11 protein-coding genes are annotated in these 13985 nt (G+C 48.2%); all 11 read left to right on the plus strand.

Annotated elements, in window-relative coordinates:
• The first annotated feature begins 115 nt into the window (after positions 1–115).
• Positions 116–1306, plus strand: a complete 1191-nt coding sequence (locus tag LHUE1_RS10110; RefSeq protein WP_010489340.1) for a phosphoglycerate kinase — start codon at positions 116–118, stop codon at positions 1304–1306.
• A gap of 78 nt (positions 1307–1384) precedes the next feature.
• Positions 1385–2140, plus strand: a complete 756-nt coding sequence (gene tpiA / locus LHUE1_RS10115; RefSeq protein WP_010489338.1) for a triose-phosphate isomerase — start codon at positions 1385–1387, stop codon at positions 2138–2140.
• A gap of 48 nt (positions 2141–2188) precedes the next feature.
• Positions 2189–3493 carry a phosphopyruvate hydratase gene (gene eno, locus LHUE1_RS10120; protein WP_049171467.1) on the plus strand — a complete coding sequence of 435 codons (1305 nt, stop codon included), beginning with the start codon at positions 2189–2191 and terminating at the stop codon, positions 3491–3493.
• Between the two features lie 124 nt (positions 3494–3617).
• The gene (locus LHUE1_RS10125; protein WP_390882698.1) at positions 3618–5213 is read left to right on the plus strand and encodes a ClC family H(+)/Cl(-) exchange transporter; all 1596 of its coding nucleotides are present in this window, start codon (positions 3618–3620) and stop codon (positions 5211–5213) included.
• Between the two features lie 105 nt (positions 5214–5318).
• Positions 5319–5687, plus strand: a complete 369-nt coding sequence (locus LHUE1_RS10130) for a hypothetical protein (RefSeq protein ID WP_049171462.1) — start codon at positions 5319–5321, stop codon at positions 5685–5687.
• 164 nt (positions 5688–5851) lie between these two features.
• Complete coding sequence (gene secG, locus LHUE1_RS10135) at positions 5852–6088, plus strand: preprotein translocase subunit SecG (RefSeq protein ID WP_010489332.1); 237 nt, start codon at positions 5852–5854, stop codon at positions 6086–6088.
• Positions 6089–6333: 245 nt separating this feature from the next.
• On the plus strand, positions 6334–7068 hold the full coding sequence (locus tag LHUE1_RS10140) for an alpha/beta hydrolase (protein WP_010489330.1): 735 nt from the start codon (positions 6334–6336) through the stop codon (positions 7066–7068).
• 1 nt (position 7069) lies between these two features.
• Entirely contained in the window at positions 7070–9439 is a 2370-nt protein-coding gene (gene rnr, locus LHUE1_RS10145; protein WP_049171460.1) for a ribonuclease R, read from the plus strand.
• A gap of 154 nt (positions 9440–9593) precedes the next feature.
• Positions 9594–10067, plus strand: coding sequence for an SsrA-binding protein SmpB (gene smpB, locus LHUE1_RS10150; protein ID WP_047105815.1), 474 nt, complete (start codon positions 9594–9596; stop codon positions 10065–10067).
• A 401-nt stretch (positions 10068–10468) separates the two neighbouring features.
• Positions 10469–11716 (plus strand): IS110 family RNA-guided transposase, encoded by a 1248-nt coding sequence (locus LHUE1_RS10155; protein WP_049170424.1) that lies wholly within the window; start codon positions 10469–10471, stop codon positions 11714–11716.
• A gap of 484 nt (positions 11717–12200) precedes the next feature.
• The gene (locus LHUE1_RS10160) at positions 12201–13946 is read left to right on the plus strand and encodes a glycoside hydrolase family 13 protein (protein ID WP_049172322.1); all 1746 of its coding nucleotides are present in this window, start codon (positions 12201–12203) and stop codon (positions 13944–13946) included.
• Positions 13947–13985: the final 39 nt, after the last annotated feature.

Raw genomic sequence — 13985 nt, forward strand, 5'->3', positions numbered from 1 at the left:
TTGGAAAGGCGACAGAAATCATCGGTTTTATGCTGATTTTTGCCCTTTGCGAACACCATGGTGGAGGACGCGTGTTCATCCACCATCTTTGGGAAAATGAAGGAGGTCAAATCTTTTGGCTAAATTAATCGTTTCAGATTTAGATGTTAAAGATAAAAAAGTTCTGATCCGCGTTGACTTCAACGTGCCGATCAAAGATGGCGTTATCGGTGATGATAACCGGATCGTGGCAGCATTGCCAACCATCCAATATGTCATTGATCACGGCGGCAAGGCAATCTTGCTGTCACACCTTGGTCGGGTTAAGACCGAAGAAGATAAGGCTAAGCTGACATTGAAGCCAGTTGCCCAACGCTTGAGTGAATTGCTGAAGAAGCCAGTGACCTTTGTACCGGCTACCCGCGGCAAGGAACTGGAAGATGCCATTGCCAAAATGAACGATGGCGATGTGCTTTTGATGGAAAACACCCGGTTTGAAGATCTTGACGGTAAGAAAGAATCCGGCAATGATCCTGAATTAGGCAAGTACTGGGCAAGCCTTGGCGACCTGTTCGTCAACGATGCCTTTGGTACGGCACATCGTAAGCATGCGTCCAACGTCGGCATTGCTTCCAACATGAAGCAAACAGCTGCTGGATTCTTGATGGAAAAGGAAATCAAGTTCTTAGGCGACGCTGTTGATAATCCGAAGCACCCATTCATTGCTATCTTGGGTGGTGCCAAGGTTTCCGATAAAATCGGTGTCATCGAAAACTTAGTGCCTAAAGCTGATAAGATTCTTATCGGCGGTGGCATGACTTATACCTTCTATGCAGCCAAAGGTATGAGCATCGGTAACTCATTGGTTGAAAAAGACAAGATCGACTTAGCCAAGAAGATTATGGACCAAGCCGGCGATAAGTTGCTTTTGCCCGTTGATTCTGTTGTTGCCCCAGAATTTTCAAACGATGCTCCTCATAAAGTTGTTGAAGGCGATATTCCGGATGGCTACATGGCATTGGATATTGGCCCGAAGACGATTCAAGAATTCAAAGATGCTTTGCAAGGTGCCAAGACGGTTGTTTGGAACGGCCCGATGGGTGTGTTCGAAATGAGCAACTATGCTGAAGGTACTTTGGAAGTCGGCCGTGCACTCGGTGATTTGAAGGATGCTACGACAATCATTGGTGGTGGCGATTCAACCGCTGCTGCCAAGCAATTGGGTATCGCACCTAAGATTACCCACATTTCCACTGGTGGCGGTGCTAGCCTTGAATATCTTGAAGGCAAGACGTTACCAGGTATCGCAGCCATTTCTGACAAGTAATTTGTCAGTGATGCTGATCTAACAGTCAATGCCGACACGTGCTGAGCGTGTCGGTACATAATGAAAGGAAGCTAAGTCATGCGGACACCATTCATTGCTGGTAACTGGAAAATGAACAAAAACCCCAAGGAGACGCAAGCCTTTTTGGATGCTGTGAAAGGCAAACTGCCTGACGCAAGCAAAGTTGAAACGGTTATTGGCGCACCTGCCATTGATCTGACGACTTTGGTTGCCGGAGCAGAAGGCACACCTTTAAAGACAGCGGCAGAAAACTGCTACTTTGAAGATGAAGGTGCTTATACCGGCGAAACCAGCCCGAAAGCATTAAAGGAAATGGGCGTTGATTATGTCATCATCGGCCATAGCGAACGTCGTGGTTACTTCCACGAAACCGACGAAGATATCAATAAGAAAGCTAAGGCTATCTTTAAGAACAATCTTCTGCCGATTATCTGCTGTGGCGAAAGTTTGACCCAGCGTGAAGCCGGTCAAACCGAAGACTGGGTTGCTTCGCAAATCGAAGCTGCTTTGGCTGGCTTAACGGCCGATCAAGTCAAAGTTTCTGTTTTGGCCTACGAACCAATCTGGGCTATCGGAACCGGTAAAACTGCGACCGCCGATCAGGCACAAGAAGTTGTTGCCCACATTCGTGCGACCGTTGAGAAGTTGTATAATAAAGATACGGCAGACGCTGTTCGGATTCTTTACGGCGGCTCCGTTAAACCAGCGAACGTTAAAGAATTGATGGCTAAGCCTGATATCGATGGCGGCTTAGTCGGTGGCGCTTCGATGGATCCTGAAAGTTTCATCGCCTTGGCTAACTACCAAGATTAATCTGGTTTCTAATATTAAACAGCCTTCTGGCAAAAAGGAGAAGAATATATGTCTATCATTACTGATGTATTGGCACGCGAAGTTTTGGATTCACGTGGCAACCCTACTGTTGAAGTTGAATTGTATACCGAAGATGGCGGTTTTGGCCGCGCATTAGTTCCATCAGGTGCTTCAACCGGTGAACACGAAGCCGTTGAGCTGCGTGATGGTGACAAGGATCGTTTTGGCGGCAAGGGTGTTTTGAAGGCCGTTGGTCACGTCAACAATGAAATTGCCAAGGCAGTGATTGGCCTTGACGTTACCGAACAACGCCTGATCGACCAAACCATGATCGATCTTGATGGCACACCAAACAAAGGCAAGCTGGGTGCCAACGCCATCTTGGGTGTTTCCTTGGCTGCTGCCCGTGCTGCTGCTGATGAAGTCGGCCTGCCATTGTATCAATATCTTGGCGGCCCGAACGCTCATGTTCTGCCAACACCGATGATGAACGTTCTTAATGGTGGCGCACATTCAACCAACACCGTTGATTTCCAGGAATTCATGATCATGCCTGTTGGTGCCAAGAGTGTTCGTGAAGCCGTTCGCATGGGTTCAGAAACCTTCCATGCACTGCAGGCTTTGCTGAAGAGCAAAGGCGACATTACCGCTGTTGGTGATGAAGGTGGCTTCGCTCCTAACTTGAAGGACAACGAAGAAGCCTTTGAACTGCTTGTTGAAGCGATCAAGAAGGCTGGCTACAAGCCAGGCGACGACATTGCTTTGGCCTTTGATGTTGCGGCTTCAGAAATGTATGATGCCGACACCAAGACCTACACAACCAAGTGGTCAAACCCTGACAAGAAGTACACCACCGAAGAATGGACCAACATGATCGATGGTTACATCAACAAGTATCCGATCGTTTCTGTTGAAGATCCTATCGACGAAAACGATTGGGAAGGTTGGCAGTCATTCACCAAGAAGATGGGCGACAAAGTCCAAATCGTTGGTGATGACCTGTTTGTTACCAACACCGACTACTTGAAGAAGGGGATTGACATGGGTGTTGCTAACTCAATCCTGATCAAGCTGAACCAAATCGGTACTTTGACCGAAACCTTCGAAGCAATTGAGATGGCTAAAGAAGCCGGCTACACCGCCGTTGTTTCACATCGTTCCGGTGAAACCGAAGACACCACGATTGCTGACTTGGTTGTTGCAACCAACGCCGGTCAAATCAAGACTGGTTCCATGAGCCGGACCGATCGGATTGCCAAGTACAACCAGTTGATGCGCATCGAAGATCAATTAGGTGCACAATCACAATACAAGGGTCGCAAGTCCTTCTACAACGTTAAAGCAATCGACTAATTAATTGTCATTGCTGTCGTTACGAGCACGTCACTTATGATAAGTGGCGTGTTTTTTTCCTAATATTTGAAAAAATGGGATTTTTCTCGTTTCCTCTAAAGGTTTATACTGAATGAATGTTGGCATGGAGGGAAATGTTGTGGCACGAATCATTAAGGAAAAAGAAAAATTCGATATCACCCGCCTGCGGTTTGTCTTGCTGGGATTATTAGTCGGCTTGATGACCGGTACGGTGGTCAGTGCTTTTCGCTACTGTATTGAAGTCGGGTTGCGCGCCAGTCATCAGGTATACGGATACTTACATATGGGGCCGTTTGTCTGGTGGCACTGGGTTTTATTGATTGCCTTTAATCTGGTGCTGGCGGCGCTTGTGGCCCTAATGTTAAAACAAGAACCTTATATTTCCGGGTCAGGCATCCCTCAAGTCGAAGGGCAGCTTGCCGGCGAACTGGAAATGCATTGGTGGGCCATTCTTTGGCGTAAGTTCGTTGGTGGCGTGCTGGCACTTGCTCCCGGTTTGTTTCTGGGTCGTGAAGGGCCTTCGATTCAGTTAGGCGCAGCCGTGGGTCAAGGCTTGGCTGGTGGATTCAAATTGCGCGGAACCGATCGACGGCTCCTAATTGCTTCCGGATCGGCGGCCGGACTCGCAGCTGCCTTCAATGCACCGATTGCCGGGACGCTGTTCGTGCTGGAAGAGGTTTATCATAATTTCTCGCCGCTGGTTTGGCTGACTGCACTGGCCGGTGCCATTGGATCGGATTTCATCTCGCTGTATGTGTTTGGACTGGTTCCCGTGCTACATTTGAGTTATTCGCGAAGTTTGCCGGTCACCAGTTACTGGCATTTGATTCTGCTAGGCATTCTTCTAGGGCTGCTAGGCTATTTATACCAGCGGGTGCTTTTATCCATGCCGCGGTGGTATCAACGCTTGACCCACTTACCACGGGTCGTGCAAGGCGTCGTGCCGTTCATCTTGTTGATTGCGGTCGGTTACTTTACCCCTAATCTGCTTGGCGGCGGCAATAGCTTGATTGTCGGATTTGGCCAGTATGTACCGCCACTTTTGACATTACTTGGTATTTTCGTGATTCGCTTTGTTTTTTCCATGATTTCTTATGGCTCAGGGTTACCAGGGGGGATTTTTCTACCGATTTTATCGTTAGGGGCGATTATCGGGGCCATTTATGGGGTGGTCATGTATCAGTTAGGACTGCTGCCGCATGTCTACATCATGAATCTGATTATCTTCTCGATGGCCGGATATTTTGCTGGAATCGGAAAAGCGCCGTTTACCGCGATTTTATTGGTGACCGAAATGGTGGGCAATCTGACCCATCTCATGCCGCTGGCCGTGTTGTCGTTGACGGCTTATCTTGTGGTTGACCTGCTTGGCGGTGCGCCGATTTATGAAGCCTTGCTTGAACAAATGACATTCCCCAAGACCGTTGAGCAGCTGCACCAGCCTGATCGACTGGAAATCCCGGTTTTTGTGGGCAGTTCGCTCAATGGTAAGTTGGTGCGCGATATGCCATGGCCAAAAGAGTCGTTGCTGATTGGTATTCGCCGGGGTGAGCGGGAAGTGATTCCCCATGGTGATACATTGATTCGAGAAGGCGATACATTGGTATTGCTGACAGATGCGGCTGAGCGTGTGCGGGTGAAAAAGCGAATCGATGCCTTATCTGCTGCCCTAGCAACGGAGCACAAAACGCGAACGTGATGCCATGTCTGTGAGTCGCATCTTTTAGATGGCGCCTAATCGGTATGCATGTATAATGAACTTGTCAAAGTGATGGCTATCGTCAACAGAAGGGACTTGATCACCATGAGAACATTTCGCATCGTGTACGCTGTTGCAAGCATCCTACTTGGTTTATTTTATTCGGTTGGTGGCGAACTAGGATTGCTCACATCTTCCGGTGACGGTTTTGCCAGCTTTATTGTGCCATTCTTACTGGGATTTGTAGCGAACTGGGGCATGGTTGCACTTGTCATTGTTGGCGTTATTATCGATAAGCAGATGCGCTGGTGGTATTTAGGTTATCCGGTACTGATGGGTTTGAACATTGGCTTGAATCAAATGTTGCCGGTTAGCGTGGCAGATCAGGTAAGCTATTTGATGCCTTTCCTGGTGGCCGTGATCGGTGGCTACATGCTGTATCAGACTTTCAGAAAAAAGCCTCATATTGCGTGATCGCTTAACGGCCATGATATTGCGGAGAGTCGCCTACTGGTCTTTGAAATTGGCTAATTTTAGATCAATGATGAAAAAGATGACTGAAATCAGCAAAGATTCGCCTTTGCCTTGCTTTTATGCTAAACTACTAAAGTGAGATTTTTCGCAAGGGAGGCAACAACTTGCAAAGTTTATTGACCACATTACTTGTGATCGATTCGATTTTTATCGTGATCGCAACTTTAATGCAACCAAGCAAACAACAGGATGCGTTAAGCGCATTGTCCGGTGGGGCAACCGATTTATTCGGGAAGACCAAATCCCGCGGTTTTGAAGCTTTCATGGAGAAAGTCACCGTTGTATTGGGTGTCATTTTCTTCGGCCTCGCCATCGCGTTGGTCTATCTGGAAGCCCATTAACCAAAGTCTCCTGGAACATTCAGGGGGCTTTTTTTGCAGAAGCATGATCCAACCTACGTAGAGCTGGCGTTTAAACATACAGATTCTTGTGCGGTGCATCGGCGGTCTGCAACTATGGCTTTTGTATCAAGTTTTTGCTGTGCTTACCAGTCTGACATCAGTTTCGCCAGCTAAACATGCACAGTTTCCAAAAATCGGCATTCATGCGTCGCATATCATTGACAGCCACAAAGGACGATTTCACCATGATTTTTCGCAAACCGCAACCTTTTGAATACGAAGGCACCGACACAGGCGTTGTTTTACTTCATGCGTACACTGGCAGCCCCAATGACATGAATTTTATGGCCCGAGCCTTACAACGTGCCGGTTATGGGGTGTATGTGCCGCTTTTTGCCGGGCATGGAACGATCGAGCCTATGGACATTTTGACGAAGGGCAATCCAGACATCTGGTGGGCAGAAGCCAGTGCTGCCGTTGCCCATATGACCGCAAAGTATACCCGCGTGTTTGTGTTCGGCCTGTCGTTAGGTGGCATTTTTGCGGTAAAAGCTTTAGAGAAGTTACCTGGCATCACGGCTGGCGGCGTTTTTTCATCGCCGATTCTGCCAGGCAAGCATCATTTGATTCCGGGATTTTTAAAATATGCCCAGTATATGAATCGATTGGCCAATAAACCGGATGAAAGTACCCAGATTCTGGCTTACCTACCGGGGCAACTGGCTGCAATTGATCAGTTTGCCACGGGGGTTGCGGCCGATTTGGATCTAGTCAAGCAACCGACTTTCATTGGTCAGGCCGGTGAGGACGAATTAGTGGATGGCCGATTGGCGTATCAGCTACGCGATGCTTTGATCAACGCGGCCCGCGTGGATTTTCACTGGTACGACGGGGCCAAGCACGTGATTACCGTTAATTCAGCTCACCATGCACTAGAACAAGACGTTATTGAATTTATGCAACAAGAAAACGAGGGATAGCATGACCACAGTTGGCCATATTCGTAATGAATTATTAGCAACATTTCGCAGGAATCCGAAGATTGATTATTCGGTTCAGACACTTAGTCGCGCGTTGAAATTAAATGAAGGCGCGGATTTTAAAGTGCTGGTACAGGCACTAAATGGTATGGAAAATGACAATCTGATCCACGCCAATCATGAAGGCCGTTATGCATTGGGTGGCGCGCCTAAAGTTTTGACTGGCGTCTTCCATGGTAATGAAAAAGGTTTTGGTTTCGTTGCCGTTGAAGGCTTGGATGATGATGTTTATGTGCCATCGACCAGCACGGATTTTGCCTTGGATGGCGATACGGTTGAGGTTCGCATTGTTCGCGAAGCGCGGCCAAACGATTCGCGCGGAGCAGAAGGCGAAATTACCAAGGTTGTTCAACGCAGCTTAACGACCCTGGTTGGCGAGTTCAAACCTTTTTCCGATAAAGATCGGGCTAAGTCCGGTTTTATCGGCATGGTTGTCAGCCATGAAAAGAAGCTGAAGAATTATCCGGTTTATGTCAAGGATACCGGAACCATTCCGCAACTTGGCGATATGACAGTGACGGAGATTACTGAATTTCCGACTGAATACCATCCAAAATTAATGTACGGCATGGTGGTGGAAACACTAGGGAATAAGAATGATCCCGGCGTGGACATCATGTCATTGGTCCTGCAAAATCACATTAAAACCGAATTCCCGGATGAAGTGATGGATCAGACCAATGCCATTCCGGATCACGTGACGCCGGAAGAACGCGTTGGCCGCAAAGATATCACCGATCAGGCAGTTGTCACGATTGATGGTGATGACAGTAAAGACTTTGATGATGCGGTGGTCGTTTGGAAACTGCCAAATGGCAACTTCCATCTTGGCGTCCACATTGCCGATGTTTCGCATTATGTCACGGAAGGGTCCGCCTTGGATCAGGAAGCATTTGACCGCGGCACCAGTACGTATTTGGTCGATCGCGTGATTCCAATGTTGCCATTTCGGTTGTCCAATGGTATTTGTTCGTTGAATCCGGGTGTTGATCGTCTGGCGATGTCTTGTGATATGGAAATCGACCACGAAGGCCATGTGGTGAGTCACGAGATCTATCAAAGTGTCATCAAGAGCCATGCCCGCATGACCTACAACAATGTGAACAAAATTGTGACCGACCACGATCCGGAAGTGATGGCCGAGTATCAAGAACTTGTGCCGATGTTTGAAGACATGGTCGAATTACACCAGATTCTGTATAAAATGCGGCATGCCCGCGGCGCGATTGACTTTGAAGAAAATGAAGCCAAGATCATTGTGGATGATATGGGCCACCCGACAGACATTGTGTTGCGCGAACGTGGGGTCTCCGAGCGTATGATCGAGTCCTTCATGCTTGCGGCCAATGAAACCGTGGCAGAACACTACAACAAGCAGCACCTGCCATTCCTTTACCGGGTTCACGAAACGCCGGACGCTGATCGGGTTAAAGAATTCATGGAATTCATTGCCAGCTTCGGCATCACCGTTCCTATGAAAAAAGGTAAGGAAATCACGCCAAAACAGCTTCAGGAAGTTGTGACGGATGTGACTGGAACACCGGAAGAAGCCATGGTCAATGTGAAACTGTTGCGGAGTCTCAAACAGGCGCGGTATTCACCGGATCCGCTTGGACATTTTGGCTTGGCAGCGAAGTATTACTGTCATTTCACGAGTCCAATTCGGCGGTATCCTGACCTCGTTGTGCATCGCCTGATTCGCGACTATGCAACGGAAGGCGTCGGTGATGACGTTCAAGCTTCGTGGAATAAGAAGCTGCCTGACATTGCGACGCAAGCGTCTATGGCCGAACGGCGGAGTATTGACGCTGAACGTGCTGTTGACGACCTGAAGAAAGCCGAATACATGGCGGACAAGGTCGGCGAAGAGTTCGACGCTGTTGTCAGTGGGGTGACAAGCTTCGGTATGTTTGTGGCCTTGCCTAACACAGTCGAAGGCTTGGTTCATATCACACGGATGAGCGACGATTATTATTCCTTTGTCGAAAGTCAGATGGCCTTGGTCGGTGAACGCACCAAGCGAACTTATCGTGTCGGCCAATCTTTGCGGGTCAAACTGGATAACGTCGATATTGATCAGCGGCAGGTGGACTTTTCACTTATCCCGGATGACAAGACGCCGACGAGTGATTTAGGCAAGCTGGTCAAAAAAGATGACCGGCGCGATCGCCGCTCGAACGGCAATCGGCCAAGTTTTGGCAATGGTAACCGAGGCGGCAATCGCAATCAGCATAATAATCAGCGCCCACGTAAACCGGCTGGGGCACCGCATCAAGGGAAGCATTATAATGCTAAGCGTGGCGCTAAGTAGGGCTGGTATGCGATAACGCGCTCCCCGGCGCAGGGATCTGCGTGTAAGGACCTTGGTCGCAATGGCCTAAGTTCGGGCCATTGCGACCAAGGCCGCTTACACTCCGAGCCCTAAGCGCGCCAGCTCGCGCTCACACAAAAGGAAGGGTGGTTTAATGGCTAAGAAACATCGACAAAAACCTGATAACCTGCTCGCCCAGAATAAAAAAGCCGGACATGATTACAACATTCTTGATACCTATGAAGCTGGTATCGCACTGACGGGGACCGAGATTAAGTCTGTGCGGGATGGTAAGATCAATTTGCGGGATGGTTTTGCCCGTATTCGTAATAATGAAGCATGGCTTGAAAATGTGCATATCAGCCCTTACAAGGAAGGCAACTTGTTTAATGTTGATCCGATGCGCAATCGCAAGCTGCTGCTGCACAAGAAAGAGATTCGCAAGCTTGGCCAGTTGACAGCGCGCCAAGGCGTGACGCTTGTGCCCTTGCGGATGTATCTGAAACATGGCTATGCGAAAGTACTGATAGGCGTCGCTGAAGGGAAACACAACTATGACAAACGTGAAACTCTGAAGCGTAAAGATCAAGAACGTGAAGTCCAACGCGCCTTGAAAGCTCGCTATTAATTGAATGCATGCACTAAAAAATAGAGGCTGGTTCATAATTCACAGCCACAATAAAGAAGTGAACATACTCGGCAATGAGTGTGTTCACTCTTTTTATTTTCCTGAGTTATTCAAGATATGAGTGCCAAAGCGGAGCAATCGTAGGCCAGAGGGGGGCTCAGCTGTGAAATAGACTAACTTAGTTGATAGATATTGATCAGGCCAGATCAATATCTATCACTTTTTTTGTTAGAGTGAGCGTGAAGCCAACGCCGTAGATTACAACTTGGCATTTAATGCCGTGGGTGAAATTGGCGGGCTTCATTGATCCTGAGAGTCTGGTCGCAGTCTAATGGGCGCTTTGACGCCGTGTATTGAAAAGTAGATGACCAGGATCCAAAAATTTGAAGGGTGGTAATTACATGCGTATTGCAATTGGTCTGGATGTGAGTTCTAAACAGACTTCTGTTTCGGTTGTGGCGGAACCACAACGAGAAGTCGATTCTTGCACCATTACTAATGATTTACTGGGTTTTGACAAGTTGCTTAAGTTAATCCATCAATACTCAGATCAGGATACTGAACAGATCCCTGAAGTGGTCTTTGAAGCGACCGGTGTCTACTCGCGGCGACTCAAGCATTTTCTGGAGATACATGCAGTTCCCTACATGCAGCTTAATCCGCTTCAAGCCAAGCATGATTTATCAATGATCAAGGGACTTCACGGGAGAAAGACTGATCGCATGGATGCACTCGGCCTCTCACAAAGTCAGTTGATCTTGAATCGTAGTAAATCGTTTGTCGAGGATCCAGTGTACATGGCCTTGAAAGACTTAGATCGCACTTATCAAGAGGCAGTTCAGGATTTAGTGACGAACAAAAATCGCCTACATCGATACCTGCAGTTAACTTTTCCCGAGTTGGAACACGTTACAGGAACGACTGATGGTATTTTCTATTGGCGGCTTGTCCAAACATTCCCACATCCACAGATATTGTTAAAGTCTCGTCAGAACTTCGATGCTTTTGTGGAAACACTGCGGCATCTAACGCCGTACCCGACATCCGAACAACGGGCGAAATCAATTGCGGACAAGCTTGGCAAAGTAGCACTGACGGCCGCTCCAGCCGTCTCGGCAGTACCAGTTGAGTTAGAACAGGTTCAATACATTGCGGGTGAGCTAATCAGGCTCTCAGCACGGCGTAAACATTTGATTAAGGAAATGTGCTCTCTAGCTATTCCGCTACCCGAGCTAAAAATCTTTGAATCCTTACCTGGCATTGGGGTAACCTCCGCCGTAACTTTGTTAGCAGAACTTGGCGATTTAACCCGTTTCAAGAAAAGCAATCAGGTTAATGCTTACGTAGGCATTGATCTTCGTCATTATGAATCAGGTGACTATACGGCAAGCGATCATATCTCAAAGCGCGGTAATCCATACGCTCGTAAGATTCTCTATCGCGTGATCAATTGCATGGTTTCCTCTGCGGCCAGATCCAACAAACCCAACCATATCGTTGATTATTACAAAAAGAAAAAGCAATCTTCTTCGGCGGTCGGAACCAAGAAGATTGCCATTGCATCTGTTTCACGTCTCATCAGGACACTCTACAGTTTAGTTATTAACAATCAGACCTATGTCTATCGCATCGCAACTAAAGGCCGATAGGCAACATCTGATTCAACACTTATTCTAACAACCTCCGTCAAAAAATGAAATACCGAAGGCTTAGTTTAGTGTACTCAAATTTTTAGATCATGGCGTTATCGATACGCCACAAGAAAACCGCAAGAACACTGAAAAACCTAATGAATGAGACTTGACTTCTGGTAGAAAATTGTACTAGCCGGGTGCTCTTCCCGGCGTAGTACAAGGCCGAGCTTTGAGACTCAGCGGGCTTTGCTGAGGCTCAAAGTCGTGCCCACAGCGTTCCAGCCCCCTCTGGCCGGAGATTGCAGAGTTTGGCACGACTCGGGACTCATTGCCTAAGCTTTTTGTGATGATCGGGGACAGCAAAAGGTAAAACAGCATGCGGATTGATTGAGTGTGCTGCGTGAAGGCTGTATGATCGCCGTATAGATATCAAATCGTATGGCTCAAACCAATGCGGTGAATTTTTAACACAGGAGTCAGTTCAAGGAGGGGTTGCGTCATGAATTTGGCGGCTTTAGCGCATCGACCGGAAAGTGAAGATAGCTTTTTATACACGGATAAGACGCTTCATCTGCGTTTTCATACTGCCCGCCAGGATGTCGCAAAGGTGACGGTTCTGTATGGTGATCCGTATTGGCGCATTCCCGATGCCCATGGCGCTGATCAGCTCGTCTATCAGCGCGAAACAATGACGCTTTTAGGCACCGGGCAAGTGTTGGACCATTGGGTCGTGACGCTGGAGGCGCCTTATCGTCGACTGCAATACTTGTTTGAAGTGACTGGCCAAGATGGCACGGTATGGCTGTACGGCGATCGTGGCCTGCGCAAAGATAGCGCGGACGCACGGCATGAGGCTGAAAACTATTTTCGGATGCCTTATTTTCAGGCGATTGACCGCGTCAAAACGCCTGACTGGGTGAAAACGACGGTGTGGTATCAGATTTTTCCGGAGCGGTTTGCCAATGGTGATCCTAATAACGATCCAGATGGTACCAAACCATGGCACCCGACGGATCATCCTGGACGAGAGGATTTTTATGGCGGTGATTTGCAAGGGGTGCTGGATCACCTTGATGATTTACAGGCCCTGGGGATCAATGGATTGTACTTTTGCCCGATTTTTACTGCTACTTCGAATCACAAATATGACACGATCGACTACCTAAACGTGGATCCTGCGTTTGGCGATAAGGCGTTGTTGGCTAAATTGATTCACGCGGCGCATCAACGCGGCATGCGGGTGATGTTGGATGCGGTGTTTAATCACATGGGTTATGGCAGCCTGCAATGGCAAGACGTGTTGCGCAATGGTGAAAAGTCCCGCTTTGCATCATGGTTTCATTTGCATCAAACCCCGGTGACGCCTTTTCATAATCCGCTTAAGGGTGAAGGTCAACCGCAATATGATACGTTCGCCTTTGAAGAAAAAATGCCCAAATTGAACACTGCCAACCCGGAAGTGCAGGACTATTTGTTGATGGTGGCGACGTACTGGATCAAAACGTTTGATATCGACGCTTGGCGCTTGGATGTTGCCAATGAAGTGGATCATCATTTTTGGAAAAAGTTCTATCACGCGGTCACAGCAATCAAACCGGACTTTTATGTGCTGGGTGAGGTGTGGCATCGCAGTCAGGCGTGGTTAAATGGTGACGAATTTTCAGGGACGATGAATTATCCTTTCACGCAACAGATTGAAGATCACTTTTTCAAGCGGCGGCGGACGGCAGCGGAACTGGTTGCCTTGTTGACGGATCAATTGATGTTGTATCGAGATCAAACCAATCAGGTGATGCTGAACATGTTGGATTCGCATGATACGCCGCGGATTCTGACGTTGGCGCATGGGGATGAGGACTTGGCGTTGCAGGCGTTGGCATTCACGTGGATGCAAACCGGCAGCCCCTGCCTTTATTATGGAACCGAAATGAGCATGTCCGGTGGTGCCGATCCGGATAACCGGAAGCCGATGGATTGGGCTAAACTGGGTCAGCCGATTTGGAAAAGGGTAGCCGCACTGGTTCATTTTCGCCGTCAGCATGCAACCACGCTTGGAACCGGTACGACAAGGCTAAGTGTGACTGATACCGGCTTGATTAAAGTGGTTCGGCAGGGAAACGAGATGCTGACAGGCTATTTTAATACCACGGAGCAGCCAGTTGCCGTCAATAGGGAGGCTGTTTTCGCGCAAGGATTTGTGAATGGTCAGTTGGCGCCTAAAGGATTCATGGTTGTCGCGGGTTGATGACAAATTGACAGTTGCACGTTCAATTTGCATAGAGAG

This window comes from Lacticaseibacillus huelsenbergensis, from assembly GCF_029726355.1.
In the GTDB taxonomy this organism is placed as follows: Bacteria; Bacillota; Bacilli; order Lactobacillales; family Lactobacillaceae; genus Lacticaseibacillus; species Lacticaseibacillus casei.